The 20,388-nt window shown below is 64.9% G+C and carries 16 protein-coding genes, 2 tRNA genes and 1 pseudogene; 6 read left to right on the forward strand and 13 right to left on the reverse strand.

Annotated elements, in window-relative coordinates:
• Positions 1-870, reverse strand: a complete 870-nt coding sequence (locus tag LGT36_RS11820) for an aldo/keto reductase (protein WP_226096238.1) — start codon at positions 868-870, stop codon at positions 1-3.
• A 103-nt stretch (positions 871-973) separates the two neighbouring features.
• On the opposite strand from LGT36_RS11820, the gene LGT36_RS11825 reads away from it, so the two are divergent.
• Both LGT36_RS11825 and LGT36_RS11830 read left to right on the forward strand, forming a co-directional pair.
• Positions 974-1,972, forward strand: a complete 999-nt coding sequence (locus LGT36_RS11825) for a LysR family transcriptional regulator (RefSeq protein WP_226096240.1) — start codon at positions 974-976, stop codon at positions 1,970-1,972.
• An 87-nt stretch (positions 1,973-2,059) separates the two neighbouring features.
• Positions 2,060-5,065, forward strand: a complete 3,006-nt coding sequence (locus LGT36_RS11830) for an EAL domain-containing protein (RefSeq protein WP_226096241.1) — start codon at positions 2,060-2,062, stop codon at positions 5,063-5,065.
• 72 nt (positions 5,066-5,137) lie between these two features.
• Here the strand turns inward: LGT36_RS11830 and LGT36_RS11835 are convergent, their stop codons facing one another.
• Together LGT36_RS11835 and LGT36_RS11840 are read right to left on the reverse strand one after the other, a co-directional pair.
• Complete coding sequence (locus LGT36_RS11835; RefSeq protein WP_226096242.1) at positions 5,138-5,404, reverse strand: DUF6458 family protein; 267 nt, start codon at positions 5,402-5,404, stop codon at positions 5,138-5,140.
• Positions 5,405-5,499: 95 nt separating this feature from the next.
• Positions 5,500-5,655: a DUF6131 family protein gene (locus LGT36_RS11840; protein ID WP_226094904.1), complete on the reverse strand. Its 156-nt coding sequence runs from the start codon at positions 5,653-5,655 to the stop codon at positions 5,500-5,502.
• Between the two features lie 188 nt (positions 5,656-5,843).
• On the opposite strand from LGT36_RS11840, the gene LGT36_RS11845 reads away from it, so the two are divergent.
• Positions 5,844-6,551, forward strand: coding sequence for a TetR/AcrR family transcriptional regulator C-terminal domain-containing protein (locus tag LGT36_RS11845; RefSeq protein WP_226094903.1), 708 nt, complete (start codon positions 5,844-5,846; stop codon positions 6,549-6,551).
• Positions 6,552-6,597: 46 nt separating this feature from the next.
• Here the strand turns inward: LGT36_RS11845 and LGT36_RS11850 are convergent.
• The 3 genes from LGT36_RS11850 to LGT36_RS11860 form a co-directional block, all read right to left on the reverse strand.
• Positions 6,598-6,670, reverse strand: a tRNA-Ala gene (locus LGT36_RS11850).
• Between the two features lie 65 nt (positions 6,671-6,735).
• Positions 6,736-6,812, reverse strand: a tRNA-Ile gene (locus tag LGT36_RS11855).
• A gap of 71 nt (positions 6,813-6,883) precedes the next feature.
• Positions 6,884-7,741, reverse strand: coding sequence for a DUF3566 domain-containing protein (locus LGT36_RS11860; protein ID WP_226094901.1), 858 nt, complete (start codon positions 7,739-7,741; stop codon positions 6,884-6,886).
• Positions 7,742-7,979: 238 nt separating this feature from the next.
• On the opposite strand from LGT36_RS11860, the gene LGT36_RS14175 reads away from it, so the two are divergent.
• Entirely contained in the window at positions 7,980-8,477 is a 498-nt protein-coding gene (locus LGT36_RS14175; RefSeq protein ID WP_255633237.1) for an FAD/NAD(P)-binding oxidoreductase, read from the forward strand.
• A complete protein-coding gene (locus LGT36_RS14180) occupies positions 8,447-10,429 on the forward strand; it encodes a DsrE/DsrF/DrsH-like family protein (protein ID WP_255633238.1) in 1,983 nt (660 codons plus the stop codon). The genes LGT36_RS14175 and LGT36_RS14180 overlap by 31 nt, the downstream gene beginning before the upstream one ends.
• 365 nt (positions 10,430-10,794) lie before the next feature.
• Here the strand turns inward: LGT36_RS14180 and LGT36_RS11875 are convergent, their stop codons facing one another.
• The 4 genes from LGT36_RS11875 to LGT36_RS11890 all read right to left on the reverse strand — a co-directional run bounded on the left by LGT36_RS11875 (position 10,795) and on the right by LGT36_RS11890 (position 15,942).
• Positions 10,795-12,237 (reverse strand): SulP family inorganic anion transporter, encoded by a 1,443-nt coding sequence (locus LGT36_RS11875; RefSeq protein WP_226094735.1) that lies wholly within the window; start codon positions 12,235-12,237, stop codon positions 10,795-10,797.
• A gap of 614 nt (positions 12,238-12,851) precedes the next feature.
• Positions 12,852-14,363 (reverse strand): alpha-N-arabinofuranosidase, encoded by a 1,512-nt coding sequence (locus LGT36_RS11880; protein ID WP_226094755.1) that lies wholly within the window; start codon positions 14,361-14,363, stop codon positions 12,852-12,854.
• Positions 14,364-14,392: 29 nt separating this feature from the next.
• Positions 14,393-15,307, reverse strand: a complete 915-nt coding sequence (locus tag LGT36_RS11885; protein ID WP_226094754.1) for a carbohydrate ABC transporter permease — start codon at positions 15,305-15,307, stop codon at positions 14,393-14,395.
• On the reverse strand, positions 15,304-15,942 hold the full coding sequence (locus tag LGT36_RS11890; protein WP_226264382.1) for a carbohydrate ABC transporter permease: 639 nt from the start codon (positions 15,940-15,942) through the stop codon (positions 15,304-15,306). Before LGT36_RS11890 ends, LGT36_RS11885 begins: the two co-directional genes overlap by 4 nt.
• 81 nt (positions 15,943-16,023) lie before the next feature.
• On the opposite strand from LGT36_RS11890, the pseudogene LGT36_RS11895 reads away from it, so the two are divergent.
• Positions 16,024-17,195, forward strand: a pseudogene (locus LGT36_RS11895) (IS3 family transposase).
• Positions 17,196-17,204: 9 nt separating this feature from the next.
• On the opposite strand, the gene LGT36_RS11900 reads toward LGT36_RS11895, so the two are convergent.
• From LGT36_RS11900 to LGT36_RS11910, 3 genes are all read right to left on the reverse strand, one after another.
• Entirely contained in the window at positions 17,205-17,543 is a 339-nt protein-coding gene (locus LGT36_RS11900; RefSeq protein ID WP_226095003.1) for a hypothetical protein, read from the reverse strand.
• 72 nt (positions 17,544-17,615) lie between these two features.
• Positions 17,616-19,004, reverse strand: a complete 1,389-nt coding sequence (locus LGT36_RS11905; RefSeq protein ID WP_226095002.1) for an ABC transporter substrate-binding protein — start codon at positions 19,002-19,004, stop codon at positions 17,616-17,618.
• A gap of 264 nt (positions 19,005-19,268) precedes the next feature.
• Positions 19,269-20,282, reverse strand: a complete 1,014-nt coding sequence (locus LGT36_RS11910) for a LacI family DNA-binding transcriptional regulator (RefSeq protein ID WP_226095001.1) — start codon at positions 20,280-20,282, stop codon at positions 19,269-19,271.
• Positions 20,283-20,388 lie beyond the last annotated feature (106 nt).

A 20,388-nucleotide genomic window follows, 5' to 3' on the forward strand; every position in this document is an offset into this window, starting at 1 on the left:
TTAGGCCTCCAGCACCTTCGACAGCAGAGCAACCTCATCGGCCGTGAGCTCGAGCTCTGGCGCCTGCGCCGAATCGGTGATGGACGCCGGCTTGGAGGCTCCAGGAATCGGGATGACGACGTCGGCGAGTGCCAACTCCCAGGCTAAGGTGAGGCGCTGAGGGGAGACGCCATGAGCGTCGGCGATGTCTTGGAAGGCCTGGTGGCGCTGGCCAACCTCACCGGCGCGGGAGATGCCGCCGAGCGGGCTCCACGGCAGGAACGCGATGTTCATCTCGGCGCACACCTCGAGCTCGGGGTAGCTGGAGACGAACGCGGGAGAGAACTGGTTCTGGACGCTCACCAGGCGGCCGCCCAGCAGGTCGTTTGCCTGGCGGATCTGCTCGGGGTTCGCGTTGGAGATGCCTGCCATCTCGATGACGCCCTCGTCGAGCAACTCCACCACTGCGCCGATCGAGTCCACGTAAGGAACCTTGGGGTCTGGCCGGTGGAACTGGAACAGGCCGATGGCCTCAACGCCGAGTCGCTGGGCGGAGGCCTTCGCGGCGAGCTTCACGTAGTCGGGGTCGCCGTTCTGGGTCCACGTGCCGTCGCCTGGCCGCAAGTGACCAGCCTTGGTGGCGACCAAGATGTGGGAGGTGTCGGAGCCGTATGCGCGCAGCGCCTCGGCGATGAGCGACTCGTTGTGGCCCACCTCGCCCGCCTTCAGGTGGTAGCTGTCGGCGGTGTCGATGAAGGTGACGCCGGCCTCGAGCGCGGCGTGGATCGTGGCGATGGACTGCTCCCTGCCGGGGCGGCCCTCGATGGACATAGGCATTCCGCCAAGGCCAATGGCAGAGACGGAACGATTGCCGATGGTGCGCTCGCGCACGGTGACCTCCAAGAGTGGGATATGGGTTCCCTTTCAGCATAGGAAGCGGTAACTTAGAAGTCCAACGATTGCAATCGATGACTTCCACAACCTGGAGTGCTTAATGGAATTGCGGCAGATGGAGTACCTCGTCACTCTCGCCGACGAGCGCCACTTCACCCGTGCCGCCCAGCTCATGGGGGTGTCGCAGTCCGGCCTGTCTGCGGGAATCCGCGGGCTCGAACAAGAGCTGGGAGCCTCGCTGTTTACGCGGACCACACGCCGCGTCGAACCCACCGACGCCGCGCTCGCCTTGCTTCCCCACGCCCGCGCGCTCCTTAACCAGGCGCGCGCCGCCCGCGACGCCGTCGTCCACGCAACCCACCAGGTCTCGGGGACCCTGCGCGTCGGCACCGAGCAATGCTTGGGCGTGATCGACGCGACCGCGCTGATCGACCGCTTTCACCGCCGCCACCCCCAGGTGGAAATCCAGTTCAGGCAAGCGGGCTCGCACGAGCTCATCGACTCGCTGCGCGCCGACGCCCTAGACGTCGCCTTCGTGGCGGCCGCCGCGCACCTCGGTACCCTGCCCCACCACGCACTTGGCCACGAGGACCTTGTGCTCGTGTGCCCGCCAGAGCACCCGCTTGCCGACGCCGCTGTCGCCTCGTGGGAGCAGCTCGCCGTCGAGGACCACGCCGATTTCGACCCCACGTGGGGGGTGCGGCCGCTCACGGATGCGGCCTTCGAATCGCGCGGGCTCATGCGCCGGGTGCGCTTTCAGGTCAGCGACGTGCACACGCTGCTGGACTTCGTCGACCGTGGCCTTGGTGTCGCGATCGTGCCGCGACACGTGTCCAACAAGCCCCAAGCCGCGCGGCTTGCCGTGGTGGCCATGCCGCACGACTCTCCCCGCTGGGAGGTCTCCGTTGTTCAGTCTCAGCGCGCGGGAGTCGACTCCGCGGCGCCCTACTTACTGGAACTCGTCGCCGACGCGCCTGCGTGCCGGGGAGCGGTCACCGCCGGGGACGAGGCGATCGAAGTGGTACTGCCATATGGCCATGCGGCTCCTCTTCACGACACTCGTTCGCTGTCCCAGGCGGCGGCGCAACCTACGGCATAGTTGACTGCGGGCGCAATGACCAGCGCCGCGTCGGTGGGGGCGAAGGGATGACATGCACGGCCTGACCACGACATCGAGCGCGAGCAGATGACGCGCGCGCTGACCGCCCTTGTCCTCACCCCGAGCCTCGGTGGCGACTTCTTTGGCGACATCCTCACTGGCCTCGCCCGCGCGGTCGTCGGCGCCGGCGGCCGCCTCGTTGTGGTCGAGACGCTTCAGGCGCACGCCCCGCGCGACGAGGCGGGCCTGCCTGGCATGTTTGGCACCCAGGTCGCGTGGTCGCAAGTGGACGGCGTGGTCTCCATTACCACCGCCGTCGGCGCGGACTACCTCGATCGCCTCGAGCGCGCTGGCAAGCCGGTAGTACTGCTGTCGAGTACCCAACTGGCTGACGTCGACGTGCCTGTCGCTCGACCGGACAACCACAGGGGAACCGTCGCCGCCGTTGAGCATCTCATCGAGCACGGCCACACACGCATCGGTTTTGTCGGCAACATCGCTCAACGCGACGTCAAGGACCGCCTCGAGGCTTACACCAGCACGCTCACGGCCCACGGGCTGGCCGCCGACCCTGCCTTGCTATTCCCCACCCCAGACAATGGTGAGACGGGAGGGGCATCGGTGGCAGAGCGCCTCCTGGCCTCCGCGAACCGTCCCACTGCCGTGATGGCCGGCACCGATCGCAATGCGATCGGCCTCATGGGCGCCGTGGCCAAGGCAGGCCTTGAGGTTCCGCGGGACCTGGCGGTCATGTCTTTCGACAACATTGCGGCTGGCGCGTTCGGAACGCCTGCGCTATCCAGCGTCGACCCGCGATTCGACGAGGTCGGCGCGCTCGCCGGTCGCTTGATCCTGGCGAAGATGCGCGGGGACGGGACATCACACATGACCGTCACGCCAGACTCGACCACGCTCGAATTGCGCGAATCGTGCGGCTGCGCCGCGGATGCTCACCGCACCATCTCGCTACGCGACGATCCCCTTGACCCTACGTCTCCCGAGGGCGCGCGCGCCGTGCTCCACCACGTGCTTGCGCGCGAACTCCGGACGGGAAGCGGGGCCGCTGATCGACGCAGCGCGGAGGCGATCTCCGCCATCGTCGACGAGGCCATGGTGGTGCTTGAGGCGGGAGATGCCGCGACCGCGCGGCAGATCTCCACGCTCGCCTCCTCGCTGCGGAACCTCACGTCGCGGCCCAGCACGCTCAGACGCTTCACTGACGCGATGTCGTCGGCGATGCACAACCCTCGCCTTGGCGATGGCGACGGACGCGACGCATCTGCGCCGACAAGGGCCAGCATCGCTGCTGCCCTCTGGAAGGCCCAGGCAGGCGCGTTCCTCCACCAAGCCGAACTGACCGAGGCCGCGATTGCGGAGCAGTACGTCATCGATGCGGGGCTGCTCGCCACAGGCGGAGCAGACCCGCGCACGCTGCGGTGGCTGACCAACACCCACGTGAAGGCCGGCGCCCTCGCCCTGTGGGAAGGCGACCCTGCCGATCGTCGCCTCAGCATCGTCGGCGAGTACCACCGCGACGACGACGCGGCCGCTCTCGTCGGCACCTCGCTGATGAGCGACGAGTTCCCGCCACGGACGCTGATCGTGGAGGCCTCCGCAGCCGGCCGCGAGGTGTGCGTCGTGATGCCAGTGAGCACGCGGGACAGGGACTGGGGACTGCTCGCTCTCGTGGCGGAGATTGACCCCACCACGGCACGCGAGACGTATCAGCACTGGACTGCTCTGCTGTGCGCCGCGCTCGAGTCGCAACGCAGGCAAGAAGAGGTGCGCAGGAGTGCTCTGTTCGATGCTCTCACTGGATTGCCCAATCGTCGGTTGTTCGTCCAACGGCTCGAGCACGCACTGGCGCTGAGGGAGCGCTCCGGGACTCCCTTCGCCGTGCTCTTTCTCGACGTCGACGGCTTCAAGCTGATCAACGACTCACTGGGACACCAGATGGGTGACCGCGTGCTCAAGAGCGTCGCGACCGACATCACCGGCGCCCTACGCGACGTGGACACCGCGGCCCGATTCGGAGGCGACGAGTTTGTGATTCTGCTGCCCGACACCGAGCCCCTTGATGCCGAGGTGGCGGCCAAGCGGGTGCAAGCGGCGTTGGCCACGGCACACGATTTCGATGGCCACAAGATCACCACGCGGGTGAGCATCGGCATCGCCTCAACGGCCGTCGACTACGCGTCTGCCGAGGACGTCTTGAGGGACGCCGATACTGCGATGTATCGCGCGAAGACCACCGAGCCAGGCACTGTCGCCTTCTTTGATGAGGCCATGCATGACACCGCCGTGCGGCGGGCCTCGATGGCGCGCGCCGTGCTGTTGGGCCTTCAGGAGAACCAGTTTGAGGTGCACTATCAACCGATCGTGAACCTCACCACCGGTCGTACTGATCGTTTCGAAGCGCTCTTGCGTTGGCGCCATCCGGAGCGCGGCCTGCTCCACCCAGAGGAGTTCCTTGGCGCGATCGAGGAGACGGCCGACATCATCCAGGTGGGCCACTGGGTGCTGAACGAGGTGTGCCGCAAACTTGCCGCCTGGGGGCCAGGCGTCGACAACGTAAGCATCAACATCTCTGACAAAGAGTTCTGGAGTCAAGATCTGTTGGCCCATGTGATGTCGACCTTGCGCCGCCACAAGCTCGACCCGCATCTGATCACTCTGGAGATCACAGAGGGTGTGCTGATGCGCCGCCCGGAGATGGCCTTGCGGATCATGCACCGGCTCCATGAGGCGGGGCTCAGACTCCACATCGACGACTTCGGGACGGGTTACTCATCGCTGGAGACCCTCCATCGCTTCCCCGTCGAGGCCTTCAAGATTGATCGGTCGTTTATCCAGAGCCTCACCGAGGGCGGCAACAGCGCGGCACTGATCTCGTCACTGGTGCAACTGGGCCAGGCGCTTGGCCTCTCGGTGCTCGCGGAAGGAGTCGAGACCGAGGAGCAACTCGCCTTCCTGCAGAGCCTTGGCTGCGCGACTGGCCAGGGCTACTTGTTCATGCCTGCGGTCACCGCCGACCGGGTCGCCGAGTTGCTGGGACGCGACTTGCACGCTGAGAACTCGCGCATCACTCCGTAGGCCACGACGGGCGGTTGTCAGACGAAAGCGCGCCACCCCGATCGGGTCGGGATGGCGCGCGGCGGGTCCTGGTCAGACGACCGGGGGGGCCGTGGTGTCTTCGGTCACGACGCGAGACGATTGCGAGTCCTGCGCGACCGGTTGACCGCTCCGGGTCTCAGTGACCGTGCGGCGGCGCCGTGGGGCGAACACCAGCAGGGTAAGCGCGAGGCCCACCACACCGGCGATCATCAGGATGATGCCGACCACCTGAATGTCCAGGCCTGCGACCGTCGCATCGACGGCGAAGGCAAGAATGGCGCCTACAGCTAAGAGAAAGATGCTAGATCCGATACCCATGATGTTCCTTTCGTGGGGGAAGCGTTCTCCCGCGGTTACTCATTGAGTGATGGGGAACCGCTCGGACCGTGGGGACCGAGAACGGTGTCGCAGGCCTACCAGTAGTGGCGTCGCCCTCCGACTGCGCGGCCAGTCCCGCCAAGGATCGCCAAGATCAGGCCGACAACGATGAGGATGACGCCGAGGGTCTGCAGCAAGGGGATGGGGGCGATGAGTCCGATGATGAGTAGGACGAGTCCGAGGAGAATCATGCTGACTCCATTCTGTAATGGGGTGGTAGCGCTGCGGCGAGTAGGGGTTGCCCGACACAGTAGGACTACGCTGTAGATTCCATTAGAACCCCGGCGTCGGCCGTTGTCAACACGTAGCGCTACGGCGTGGGTATACGCTGTATTGGAGAACGACCTAGCGCGCATCGAAGAAGCCGGAGGACGACCACATGGCACGCCGCACCGCTCCCGCCGCGACTAGGGCGGCGAGCAAGGGCCGCCAAGAGGTCTTGCGTGCCGCCTTGGAGATCATCGATCAAGACGGCATCGAGGGGCTGTCGATGCGAAGGCTTGGCCGCGCGATCGGTCGGGACCCCATGTCGCTCTATCGACATGCGACCACCAAGGCAGAACTACTCGACGGGGTCGCGGAGCTAGTACTCGCTGATCTGTCCGTCGTGACCACCGATGACGACTGGCCGGCACAGTTGCGAGCCTTTGCGCGAGAGTTCCGGGAGGTCGCCTTGTCGCACCCGAATGCGATCCCACTGCTCGTGACGCGGCCCCTCGCCACGCCGATCGCCCTACGACCGGTGGGCACGTTGCGTCCGCTCGAAGCCATCCTCGAGTTGCTCACCCATGCGGGGTTCTCGCCCGTTGACGCGCTCCACGTGTACCGGTCGTTCTACGGCTTCGTCCAAGGGCACATCCTGAACGAGTTGCAAGAGCTGGTCGAGAATCCAGAGGAGACGGACGACCTGCTGCGCCTTGGCCTACACCGCCTGCCGTTGCGTGACTTCCCGCGGCTACGCAGTCTCGCACCCGCGCTGATGGCGTACGACGGTGCTGCGGAGATGGAACGTGGCCTCGACATGTTGCTCACGGGTCTCAAGGCGCAATTGCATCCGGACGTGCCGCCGATAGAGCTGGAGTTGTGAATGACCGCTGAGGCGGCTGACGGGGCGCTGCCTTTGCGGCAGGGAGTGGAGCCTAGGGGAATCGAACCCCTGACCTCCTGCTTGCAAAGCAGGCGCTCTACCAATTGAGCTAAGGCCCCGGACGGCTGTTGGCCGGGCAATCTGTCACCGCCGCGCCGCCGGCATCGTTGCCAACGCCACGGGGTGGTGGGCCCAGGAGGACTTGAACCTCCGACCTCTTCGTTATCAGCGAAGCGCTCTAACCGCCTGAGCTATGGGCCCGTAACGGCCGAGGCCGCGACGAACAAAGATACCCCACCCACGGGCGGGGATCAAAACGCGCGGACTGGGTCCTAGTCGTCGGTGAGCGTGAGGTACACGCCGCCGACCATGCGCGACACCATGTTGTACAGGAATGCGGCGATCACTGACAGGCCCGAAATCAGCACGACGTTGGTGACGGCCACCAGGAGCGTCGCCGAAATGACCTTCTGGTAGGCAACAAACTGGAGGATGTCGACCTCTTGGTCCTGCGTGAAGAGCTTGAGCACCCACTCTTGCATGAGGTCGAACGTTCCCATGGCGTTGAGCGTCTGCCACAACACGTGAACGGCGACCACGAGCATGATGCCAGCGGCGATCGACAACAAGAAGCCGATCTTGAGCGCCGACCACGGGTCAACGCGCGACAACAGCACGCGCACCTTGCGGGGCGCGCCTGGCGCGACGGGTCCCGACTTGGCATCATCGCTCGACGTGACCTTGTCCTTAGCGGACTTGGTCAGGCGGCCGAGGCCGGCCGTCGCGGACCTCACCTTGTCTTGAGCCGCGCCGACGACGCCGTGGCTGTCCTCTTCCGTTGACTGCGGGGCGCCGGTGTGGGGAGTACCAGTCTGAGGCGTACCCGTCTGGGGGGTGCCGGTCTGAGGCGCGTACGAAGGTCGCGCTGGTGCACCTTCCTGGCGCGGCGCCGCCGGTGCCGTTCCTGGTGGGGCGTAGGACGAAGCCGGACGAGACGGTGCCGTGGTGGAGTGCTGCGACGTGGACGGCTGTCCCGTCGGCTGCGTCCCGGTGACGGGCCGGAAGGCGGTGCGTTGAGGCACCGATCCGCTCGCGGGCATCACGCCTGCTCGTCGCACAGGGGTCTGAGCCGAAACGGGCGGCGCCGAAGGCTGGCCGCCGTTGTTCGGGTTGCGGTCATCCGCGTTCATGCAATCTCCTCCTGGCCCTACGGGCCCACGTCTGACCAAGAGTAACCGAGCAATGCCTCCGGGTCACGCCTAGCCAACGCGCCTGGGGTGTTCTGCGCTCCCGGCGACCATGTCGGGTCCCGGGTGGAGCCGGCCTTTCACGGGGTGAGGAGGGTCCCGGGCAGTGGCAAACGTCCCGCGCGCAGGGCCGCGTCGCTCCTTACTGTGAAGGGGAACCGATACCCCTGGAGGCATTGCCATGAAGCTCGTAGTCGTCGGAGGCGTGGCAGCAGGAGCTTCCACTGCCGCACGCGCCAGAAGGCTCGATGAGTTTGCCGAAATCGTTGTGTTTGAGCGCGGTCACCACGTGTCCTTCGCGAACTGCGGTCTGCCTTACCACGTGGGTGGCGTCATCGCCGATCGTGACCGCCTGTTGCTCCAAACCCCTGAGAGCCTTCGCGAGTCGCTCAACATCGACGTGCGCATCGCGTCAGAGGTGGTCGCGATCGACCGCGAGGCCAAAACGGTCACCGTGCGCGAGGTGGACGGGGACCGCGAGTACACCGAGTCCTACGACAAACTCGCCCTGTGCATGGGCGCCGAGGCTCTGCGCCCCCCTCTGCCGGGAATCGACCACCCTGCCGTCGCCGTCTTGAGGCGCAAAAGGACGGCAAGCGCGGCGTCGTCAGGGCCGTGGTTGTTGGCGCCGGGTACATCGGCCTGGAGATGGCCGAGAACCTTCACCACCGGGGCGTGAAGGTCGACGTGGTCGAGCTATCCGACCAGATCCTTCCCCCCGTCGATCACGAGATCGCCGCCCCCGTCGAGCAGCACCTCACCGCGCGCGGCATCGGCCTCCACTTGTCGACGGCCGCCGCGGCCTTCCAGCCCCTGTCGGACTCCGACGGCGCCGAGCGAGTGACCGTCGAACTCAACTCTGGCGTCAACATTCTTGCCGACCTGGTGATCCTGGCCGCGGGCGTGCGGCCGTCGGTGGGTCTCGCGAAGGACGCCGGGCTTGAGTTGGGCGAACGCGGCGGCATCAAGGTCGACACCCACATGTGCACCTCGGACCCCGACATCTACGCGGCCGGCGACGCCGTCGAAACGCCGCACCCCGTGCTCCCCGGCGCCTACCTCGCTCCTCTTGCAGGGCCTGCCAACCGCGAGGCGCGCGTGGCCGCAGAGAACATCTGTGGGCGCTCCACCGAGTACAAGTCGACTCAAGGCACCAGCATCGTCAAGGTGTTCGACATGGTCGCGGGAGGAACCGGAGCGACCGCCCGGCAACTCGACGCTACTGGCATGGCGTATCGCGTGGTGCACGTGCACCCCAGTGGCCACGCCGGGTACTACCCCGGCACCGCCATGATGCACATCAAGGTGCTGTTCTCCCCGGACGACGGCAGGGTGCTTGGCGCTCAGGCGTGCGGCTTTGACGGCGTGGACAAGCGACTCGATCTGTTCGCGATGGCGATCCGCGCTGGTCTGACGGTGTACGACCTCGAGGAGCAGGAGCTCGCCTACGCGCCCCCCTTCGGTTCGGCCAAAGACCCCGTCAACATGGCCGGTTTTGTCGCCTCGAACGTGCTGCGGGGCGACCTGACGCTCTGGTACTCGCAAGACTTCCCTGCCGCTGTTGATGGCGCCAGGCTCGTAGACGTGCGCACCACCGATGAGTACGACATCTGGCACCTGCCCGGTGCCGAGTGCGTCCCCCTCGCGACGTTCCGTGATGCGATCAAGGATTGGGACCGCTCCGTGCCGGTGCGGCTGTACTGCGCAGTTGGCTTCCGGTCCTACCTGGCGCACAGGATTCTGGTGCAGAACGGCTTCGCCGACGTCGCGACGCTCTCGGGCGGATCGACCACCTTCAAGCACGTCCACGACACGGAGAAGGACGAGTACGAGGCCCAGCCGCCGATGGAGAACTACGCGGAGAAGATCTCGGTGGCTTCGGCCGTTGCGGCGGCCACCGGGCAGTTGACCGACCTCGACTGCACAGGACTCGCATGCCCTGGCCCGATCATGCGACTTGCCGGCGCGATGAAGGCCGCCAGCGTCGGCGACGACATCAGGGTGACCGTGTCCGACCCCGGCTTCGCTCTCGATGCCCCCGCGTGGGCTTCGAAGAACGGCCACTCGCTGGTGGCGATGGAACCCAAGGGCCCCGGCTACGTGGCGACGTTCCGCAAGGGCGGCGTGCACCCCATGTCGATGGGTGGCGGCAAGCCCGCGAGCAACAAGCTGTCGATGGTGGTGTTCTCCGGAGACCTCGACAAGCAGATCGCGGCGTTCATCATCGCGAACGGTGCCCTCGCGATGGGCCAAGAGGTGTCGATGTTCTTCACCTTCTGGGGACTGAACGGCCTGCGGAAGTCCGACCCGCCCAAGCGTCAGAAGAAGATGATGGAGAAGATGTTCGGCGCCATGATGCCGCGCGGGGCCAACAAGCTCACCCTGTCGCAGATGCACATGATGGGCGCTGGCACCGCGATGATCAGAAACGTCATGAAGCAGCACGACGTGCAGACGCTTCCTGAACTGATCGCCGCCGCTCAAGAGGGCGGGGCGCGATTGCTGGGCTGCACCATGACGATGGATCTGCTGGGCATGGCGCAGTCCGACTTGCTCGACGGTGTCGAGTTGGCCGGTGTGGCGACCTTCCTTGGCGACGCCCAAGAGTCAGGGACGTCTTTGTTCATCTAGCGTCAGCGCGGCCTCGGGGAGGGGCCGCCTTCTCGGGGGGTCGGAGCCCCGCGATGGAGGGGGTCGCGGGGCTCCGTCACGTCCTGCGCCCGCCTCGCGTCCGCCCCACCACCCCCCGGTAGTGGCTTGATTTGTACCGCGACACGCCGTGTTGGCGGCCGTGGTGGCTTGATCTGTACCAGCGCCGGTACAAAATTAGCCACACGGCGCTGATTCGGCCGCGCAGCGGTACGAATCAAGCCACTTCGCGGGGCCGGCTGCAGCCTTGGCCTGGCGCGAACGCGGAGCCCACCGCCGCGTCGACCCGGCGCGAACGCGGAGTCCACCGCCGCGTCGACCCGGCCCCGGCGTCGGCCGTGCAAGGGCTAGTGCCCCGCGCCCAGATTCCCCGACATCTTGTCGTGGAAGGCGAGCGAGGCGTCGTTAAGGCCCTCGATGCTCACCGCGGTGCCGTGGCGCTCGTACTTGTAGACGATGCTGTCGAGCGTCGCCACTGTCGAGGCATCCCAGACGTGCGAGTCGGACATGTCGATGATCACGTTCGCCGGGTCGCCCGAGTAGTCAAACTGACTGAACAGGTCGTTGGAGCTCGCGAAGAACAGCTCGCCGGTGACTTTGTACACGCGGGTGTCCCCCTCGATGGGCCCGCCCGTCACGTTCGCGAGGTGAGCCACGCGCCGCGCAAACAACACCGACGCCAACACCACGCCGGCCACCACCCCGTAGGCAAGGTTGTGCGTGAACACCACGACGCCGACGGTGGTGAGCATGACGCTCGTCTCCGACTTCGGCATGCGCTTCAGCGTCGACAACTGGATCGAGTGCCAGTCGAAAGTCGCCCAAGACACGTAGATCATCACCGCGACGAGCGCCGCCATGGGGATGGTCGCCACCACATCGCCGAGGGCGAGGATGAGGACCAGGAGGAAGGCCCCCGCCATGAAGGTCGAGAGCCGTGTGCGTGCCCGTCCGGCCTTCACGTTGATCATGGTTTGGCCGATCATCGCGCAGCCGCCCATGCCGCCAAAGAAGCCGGTGATGATGTTCGCCGCGCCCTGACCCCACGCCTCGCGGGTCTTATCGGAGTGGCTATCGGTGATGTCGTCCACCAGCTTGGCGGTCATGAGCGATTCAAGTAGCCCCACCAACACGACCCCCACGGCGAACGGGAACACAATCTGCAACGTCTCCCATGTGAACGGCACTCCTGGCCACAGCAGCGCAGGCAGTCCTTCCGGCAACTCGCCTTCGTCGCCGACGGTGGGGACGGCCAGCGCGAAGGCGGTCGTGATGACGGTGAGGAGCACGATCGCGACGAGAGGCGCCGGCACGGCACCGGTCAGGCGGGGGAAGAAGGTGATGATCGCGAGCGCCGCCACGACGAGCGGGACCACCATCCACGACACGCCCGTCAGGTGGGGAATCTGCGCCATGAAGATGAGGATGGCGAGTGAGTTCACGAACCCGACCATCACCGAGCGCGGAATGAAGCGCATCAGCGTGGCGACGCCCAGCACCGCGAGCACCACCTGGAGGATGCCGCCGAGGATGATTGCCGCGATCAGGTAGTCGAGCCCGTACTCGCGGGAAAGCGGGGCCACCACCAGCGCGATCGCCGCGGTCGCGGCGCTAATCATGGCGGGCCGGCCACCGAGGAAGGCGATGCTGATCGCCATGGTGAAGCTTGCGAACAGTCCCACCCTCGGGTCAACTCCCGCAATGATCGAGAAGGAGATGGCCTCGGGGATCAGTGCCAACGCCACCACGAGACCCGACAGGATCTCCGTGCGCGCGATCCGAGGGCTCATCCACGCTTGACGCTTCCAGGTGCTTGGGGCCCAGAACTTGCCGTAGGCGTTGGTCACCTCGGGCACGCCGGTGGGGGTGCGCTCCTCGATGCCTGCTGTCACGAGCGCATTGATATCGGCTTCTTGGGCACGGGTGGTGGGAGTCAAGGAGTTCCTTACTGTGGGCGGCGGGGCGCCCGATGGGACGGCAGGCAAGCGCGAGTAGTGCGTCAAAGCGCCAACGCCGGGGCAGAGATCGGGGCGACACACCGCGTGCGGTGGCTCATGGGCAGGGGACAGTGGCGCAGGGGTGACCCGCGCGAAGTTCAGAGGGGAGTCGGCCGACGGTGGCCAGGACTAAGGGTAGCGGACGACGCTGTTGCCGCCCTGGGCCTACCGTGCTCACCGATCGCCGTGGCTGAGTGTGTGCCGTGGCAGGCCACCGCGTGACCCGGTGGCGGCTCAATCTGTACCGGCCCCTGCGCAAGGCGGTACAGATTGAGCCACGACGCGGGAAGTGGTGGCCAAAACCGGTACGAAATAGACCACTTCTGGGGGCGTCGTGATCCGCCGAGGTCAGTGCCGCGCCGACAGTGACGGCGTCAACAATCGCGGTGCGGACAACGACCGCGCCGTCACCCCAGCGCGAGCACCGTCCACGACACGGGCGGAAGCGTGATTGTCACCAGGCCATCGTCCACGACCACGGATTCGTTGTCGGCCAGCCCCACCCGCTCCCGGTCTGTGAGCGTGTTCTTGGCGTAGAAGTCTTCGTCGCTCAGGGTGCGCGCAGAGGAGACCTTCACGTCTCCGAGGCCACGCGCGTCGATCGTGACCTCGGTGCTCGAGTCCTGGCTCCTGTTCACCAAGAACACGGCCGAACTGCCGGACTCCGCGTCGTGGGTCGCGACTGCATCGACCACGTTGACGGTGCCGTAGTCCTTGGTTTCGTACGTGTCGGACGTGAGCTTCAGCGTGAGTGCATCACCCCGCGCCAGACGGGATGTCTCGGCGAATGGGAAGAAGGTCGTCTGACGCCACGCCGGGCCGTTCGGCTCGGTCATGATGGGTGCGATGACGTTGACGAGTTGCGCAAGGCTCGCCGAGGTCACGCGGTCCGCGTGACGCAAAAGCGAGATCATCAAGTTGCCGAAAACCACCGCGTCCGCCACTGAGTAGACGTCCTCGAGGATGCGCGGCGCCTCTGGCCACTCATCGCGGTCGGTCACTTTGTCGGTCGCGTGATAGCGGTCGATGTACCACACGTTCCATTCGTCGAACGAGATATTGATGGTCTTGTCGCTGCCGCGCACTGCCTTCACGTGGTCCGCCGTCGCCACGACGGACTCGATGAAACCGTCCATGTTGACGGCCGACGCCAAAAAGCTGTCGAGGTCGCCGTTCTTCTCCTCGTAGTACGCGTGGCACGAAATGTAGTCCACGTCGTCGTAGGTGTGTTCGAGAACGGTGCGTTCCCACGACCCAAAGGTCGGCATTTGCGCGCTTGAGCTGCCACACACCACGAGTTCGAGGTCCGCGTCGACCTGGCGCATCGCCTTGGCGGTCTGTGACGCAAGTTTGCCGTAGTCATCGGCGGAACTGTGGCCCAACTGCCAGGGGCCATCCATCTCGTTGCCGAGGCACCACATGGAGATCCGGTGCGGTTCAGCGTGACCATTCGCCACCCGCCAGTCCGACAGGCGGGTGCCCGAGGGGATGTTCGCGTACTCGAGAACGTCGAGAGCCTCTTGCACGCCTCGAGTACCCAGGTTGACGGCGTACATGAGCTCGCTGCCAACCTTCTTGACCCACACCGCGAACTCGTCCAGCCCCACCTGATTGGTCTCGGTGGAGTGCCACGCGAGGTCGAGCCTCCGCGGCCGCTGGTCACGCGGTCCGACGCCATCCTCCCAGCGGTAACCCGACACGAAGTTGCCGCCTGGGTACCGGATCGCTGAGACGCCCAACTCCTTCACCAGCGCGATCACATCTTCGCGGAAGCCGTCCTCGTCAGCGTTCGGGTGGCCCGGCTCATAGATTCCGTCGTAGATACACCTCCCGAGGTGCTCGGCGAAGGAGCCGAACAGCCTTCGGTCGATGGGCCCCACAGTGAAGTGGGGGTCAAGGGTCAGGTGCGCTTGCAACATGGTTCGCTTTCAGAGTCTGGTGGAAGGATCTACTTGAGGCTGCCGATGGACAGGCCGCCCTGCCAGTACCGCTGGAGCGACAGGAACGCGATCACCAACGGGATGATAGAGATGAGCGAGCCCATGATGATGATGCTCCACAGCGATGTTCCGCCACCGTTGTTGGCTGACGCAAGGCTCTGCCACAGGCCGATGCCGACCGTGACCGGGTAGAGCTTGGTGTCGGAGAGCATCGCCAGCGGCAGGAAGTAGTTGTTCCAGGTGGCGACAAGCGACAGCAGCAGCACCGTCACCACAGCCGGACGCATGAGCGGTAGCGCCACTTGGAGGAAGGTGCGGAACTCGCCCGCACCGTCGATGGCGGCCGCATCGAGCAGCTCATCCGGCACCACATCGCGGGTAAATACCGTCATGAGGTACACGCCGAAGGGGCTGAGCAGCGACGGCAGGATCACCGCCCAGATCGTGTTGGTCAGCTCGAGTCGCGACAGCATGATGAAGGTCGGGATGACGAGCGCGGTGAGCGGCACCATGACGGTGCCGAGCAGCATGGAGAACGCCAGGCGGCGGCCCTTGAACTTGTACTTGGCGAAGCCGTAGCCCGCGAGTACGCACAGGATCGTCGCGCCGCCGCCGCCTACGACCGCATAGAGCGCCGAGTTGAACAGCCAGCGGGCATAGATGCCTTCGTTGAACGAGAACAGCTGCTGAAGGTTGTTCACGTAGTCGACGTCTTCCGCAAACCACAGGGCGCTTCCACCACTGAAGAGACCAGCGGCGCTCTTGGAGCTGTTCACGACGATCCACCAGAAGGGGATCACGAAGTAGATCAGCAGCGCACCGAGGAAGAAGTGTGGTGCCAAACTGCGGCGGGGGCGACCCTTGCTCGACTTGGCGAAAGGGTCTGCCTTGGTTCCGGCGCGGCGAGAGGTGAGATCGGTCATGACAGGAAGTTCCCTCGCTTACGTGTGAAGAATAGGAAGAGGTAGACGCACACGAACACCACGAACCCAAGCGCGAAGGAAATCGCCGATCCGTAGTTCACGTTGCCCAGCGCGAACGCCTGTTGGAACGCGTACATGTTGGGCGTGAAGTCCTGCCCGATGGAGCCCGCAGCGAGGAACTGCAGCACCTTCGGTTCGGTGAAGAATTGGAGTGTTCCGATCAGAGCAAACACGAGGATCAGCAGCAACGAGTTCGTGATGAGCGGCACCTTGACACGCAGAGTGATCTGGAACGCGCTCGCCCCGTCGATGCGGGCGGCCTCGTACAGCGTCGGGTCGATGCCCTGGAGCGCCGCGAAGATGATGATCATGTAATAGCCGGCCCACTGCCATGTCACGAGATTGAGCAGGCCAAAGAAGATGAGGTCCTTGCTGAGCAGGTCGGGCGGAGTGGCGCCAAAGAGGCCCCATATCTCCGCCATCGGCCCAAAGTTCTTGCTGTAGAGAAAGCCCCACATGATGGTGCCGATGACCACGGGGATGGAGTACGGCAGGAAGATCATGAGCCGCGCGAAGCGGGTGAACTTGTTGACCACGGCATCGAGCACGAGCGCCATCACGAGCGATATGAACATCTGCAACGGAAGGGGCTGGTGCAGTGATTGGTGACAACTGACTTCTGGGATCCGGGCGGGTCCTGGTGGAAGGATGTTGTCATGTCTAGAGCTTTTCCTGAGGAGTTTCGCCGTGACGTGGTCGCGGTCGCGCGGCGCCGTGAGGCGCCGCAGAAACAGATCGCCGAGGACTTCGGGATCTCTCATGCGACGTTGTCGAACTGGTTGCGTCAAGCCGATGTCGAAGACGGTGAGAAGCCAGGGGTGACCCGTGAGCAGGCGCAAGAGGTGCGGGAGCTGCGTCGGCGGAACCGGCTTCTCGAGCAAGAGAATGAGGTGTTGCGTCGTGCGGCAGCGTACTTGTCGCAGGCCAACCTCAGGCTCGGTGGCCACCCAAAATGATCTACCCGCTCGTCCGCGAGTTGGCCGTGGACGGCGTGCCCGTCACGGTGACGTGCCGGGTGCTCAAGATCGCACGTCAACCGTACTACCGGTGGCTCAGTGACCCGGTGACAGCGCTGGAGTGGGTGCAGGCGCATCGGATGAATGCGCTCGTTGATGCTCACCGCGAGGACCCTGAGTTTGGTTACCGGTTCCTTGGCGACGAGGCCGAGGTCGCGGGGTGGCCGATGGCGCGCAGAACCGCGTGGTCACTGTCCGCTCAGGCGGGCCTGGTGTCGGCCACACAGCGACGCAAACGGGGCAAGGCCACCAAGGCCGGCCCGCCCGTGTTCGACGACTTCGTGAGGCGCATCTTCAGGGCCGACCGCCCGAACCAGGTGTGGCTCACGGACATCACGGAACACCAAACGGGTGAAGGCAAGCTCTACCTTTGCGCGGTCAAAGACCTGTATTCCAACCGCATCGTGGGCTACTCGATCGGTGACCGCATGCCAGCCCAGTTGGCCGTGAGCGCCCTGAACAACGCCGTCGCTTCCCGCGGCGACGTCACCGGATGCGTCCTGCATGCCGACCGTGGATCCCAATTCAGGTCCCGGAAGATGGGCCACGCACTGAACCGTCACCACATGGTCGGATCCATGGGTCGCGTCGGCGCTGCCGGGGATAACGCCGCAATGGAATCGTTCTTCAGCCTGCTCCAAAAGAACGTGCTGAACAGGCAACGGTGGGACACCCGCCAAGAGCTCCGCATCGCGATCGTGACCTGGATCGAACGGACCTACCACCGGCGCCGCCGCCAAGACCGGCTCGGACGCTTGACCCCCATCGAGTACGAGACCATCATGAACACACCACTGGCCCTCGCGGCCTAAACCGAACTGTCACCAGTTCCTGCACCAGCCCCGAATGAGCACGAGCGAGAACGTGAGTACGAACTGGACGCCGGACTGGAAGTTTGGATCGGTGAACGCCTTCTCGTAGTTCTCGAACCAGACGAAGCTCGTGCCGCCGATGAGGGCGGAACGGAACAGGCTCAAGTAGAAGGCGTACGCGAGGGGCGCGACCAGGAAGACGAGAAAGACGATGGCGAACGGTGCGACGAAGAGCCAGCCGACGATGCTGTGTCGACGCCTCGCCTGCTTGCGGGTGCGCGCGCGGCGCAGGTTGGGGGCTTTGAGGGCGCGGGAGTCCGTGCCGACGCCTGGTGCTGCGGTACTCATAGCAAGAAGTGTCCTTCGCGATCAAGGGAGGCGTACCGGCCCGGTTTCGGGCCGGTACGCCTCCATTGCCATTTAGTCGGTGATGACGGTGAAGCCCTGCTCCTCCGCGTAGGCGACAGCGGACGCCTGCAGAGCATCAGCAGCCTCATCGCCGGTCATCTCACCAGCGTTGATCGCTCCCAGCACCTCGGTGAACTCCGCGTAGTAGTACGAAGCGAAGGGGCTGTAGGTGAATCCCTCGTAGGCGTTGGCCGCAGGAATGTAGACCTCCTTGTTCGCCTGCTGGCCGGCGAAGAAGCCAACCTCGGCGTTGAGGAACTCATCCGACGTGAGGACGTCCTTGTTGAGCGGGAAGATGATCTGCTCAGTCCATCCCTGCTCAAGCGACTCCGGGTCAGCGTAGATGCCGAAGGCTACCTTGGCGGCCAGCTCGACGTTCTCTGCCTGCTCGGTCACGGAGAATGCGGAACCACCCCAGTTGATAGCGACAGGGTTGTTCGGGTCCCACTGGGGCAGGGGAGCGACGGCGAACAGGCCCTCGTCCTCACCCTGGCCGACACCAGCACCAGTGAGGTAACCGGGCGCCCATGCTGCCGAGAGGTAGGTGGCGTAGTCGCCGCCCACCACACCGGAGATGTACTCAGGCGTGAACTGGTCCTGCGTTCCCACGAGTCCCTGCTCGACGAGGCTGGCCCAGTAGTTGAGCACCTCCTTCGATGCCTGGTCATTGAGGTTGATGGTGATCTCCTCTGGAACCAGCGGGTCGTACTCGAACGGCGTCGCACCATTCTGGATCTGGAGCGCCATCATCGGCGCGGGAACGTTGGCACCCAGGTCACCGAACAATGGGCCGCCAGCGTCCTTGACCTTCTTGGCGGCAGCTTCGTACTCCTCCCAGGTGGTCGGGATCTCGATGTCGTACTCTTCGAAGACGTCCGTGCGGTAGATCATGGCCATCGGGCCACCGTCGACGGGTGCGCCAAACACTGCGTCGCCCACCGAGACATCCTTCCAGGCGCCGACGCTGAAGTTGTCCTTCACGTCCTCGTAGCCGTACTCGCTGATGTCAACCAGGGCGCCTTGCACCACATAGTTCGGGATGCGGTCAGCCTCGAGCATGATGACGTCAGGAGCACCACTTCCGGCGGTAATCGCGGTCTGGAACTTGTCGTACTCCTCGTTGCCCTGGCCGACGTTGGTCCAGCAGATCTGGACGTCGTCGTTCAGGCCGTTGAAGTTGTCGACCACGTCGCCCATGTTCGGGTACCAGCCCCACACGGACACTGTGGGAGCGTCGGGCTTGGGGATGGTGTTGTCGCAGGTGGACGAACCGCCGCCGCCCCCTCCGTCAGTGGCCACTGGGCCGTCGGTGGTGTCTTCGGAGACGGATCCGCTGCACGCTGTGAGCAGCAATGCGACGGCGGCTGACGCAACCGCAGTTGAGACGAGTTGTTTCTTCACGTTGAGTGTTCCCTTCGATGATGCGTTGGACTTCGTTGTCTCTTGAGGGCTAGATGGGGACGCGATTCCCGAGCGCGAGCAGGCACCGCATTGGTGAAGGAACGATGAGCGATCCGGTCAGGCGAGGCGGGGGCCTCCTCCACGACGAATCGCCATTGATCCGACAGCCAGACTGATTGGCTTTTGCAACGTTGTAATTTTGGTGTTACAGGTAGCATCTTGCAGGCAAGGGGAGGGCTTGTCAAGCGTTCCCGTGGCCCGGCTCTAACCAGCAGTGGACTCGCGCACCACGACGCGAAAGGCCGACAACAGCTCGCGCGGTGCAGGGCCCGCTTTGCCTTTCTGCCCGATTCGTTCCATGAGGACATCGATGGCCGTTTCCGCAATCTCGCCTCTACCTGGATCGATGGTTGACAGGCTGGGGATGGAGTAGCGCCCCTCGTCAATGTCGTCGAAACCCACCACGGCGACGTCTTTGGGAATGGCGAGACCTGCTTCCTGCAGCATGCGCATCGCCCCAAGGGCGAGCTCATCATTCATCGCGAACAGGCCGTCAAACTGCGTTCCGGCGTCGAGGAGTCGCTTCATCCCCTCGGCGCCGTTTGCCCTGTGCCACAGGCCCACGTGGACAACGAGTGCCTCATCGAAGGGGATGTCCGCACCAGCGAGCGCCTGTCGGTAGCCCGTATAGCGCAACCCAGCAGAGCCGATCACTTCCCCTTCGTGCGCTCCGATCACGGCGATTCGCCGTCGACCCAGTTCGATCAGGTGCTCAGTCGCCGCTTGCGCGGCTTCGACGTTGCGCATGGTGACGTGGTCGGCAGGGCCGTTGAAGATCCGCTCGCCCAGGAGGACAAGAGGTGTATCGATATCGACAAGCGCAGCGTCGTCGATACCCAACCCCAGCGGGCTGAACAGAAGTCCGTCAATGAGTTGCAACCGCGGCCCCCGCAGTACCTCCAGCTCGCGGTCCCGGTTGCCGCCCGTCTGCTCAATGAGTACTACGAGGCCGCGCTTCTCTGCCGCTTGAATGACCTCGTCCGCAAGTTGGGCGAAGTACGCGAGGCTCAGTTCTGGCACGGCCAGCCCGATGAGTCCCGACCTTCCCGATCGCAGATGACGCGCCGACACGTTCGGCCGATATCCGAGCTCGTCGATCGCGGCCTGGACCCGTATGCGCGTCGGTTCGCTGACGTGTGGGTGGTCGTTGACGACGTTGGACACGGTTTTGAAGGACACGCCCGCCACCTTGGCGACGTCGTGCAAGGTAATGGCCACTCCGCGATCCTCCCTGTTGCGCTGAGACTACAACCTCACCCAACGCCGCAATCCACCGGCGGCGCCGATTGCTGCTGGTACGGATTCAGCCACCAGACGCCGTTTG

This window comes from Demequina sp. TMPB413, from assembly GCF_020447105.2.
Classification (GTDB): Bacteria; Actinomycetota; Actinomycetes; order Actinomycetales; family Demequinaceae; genus Demequina.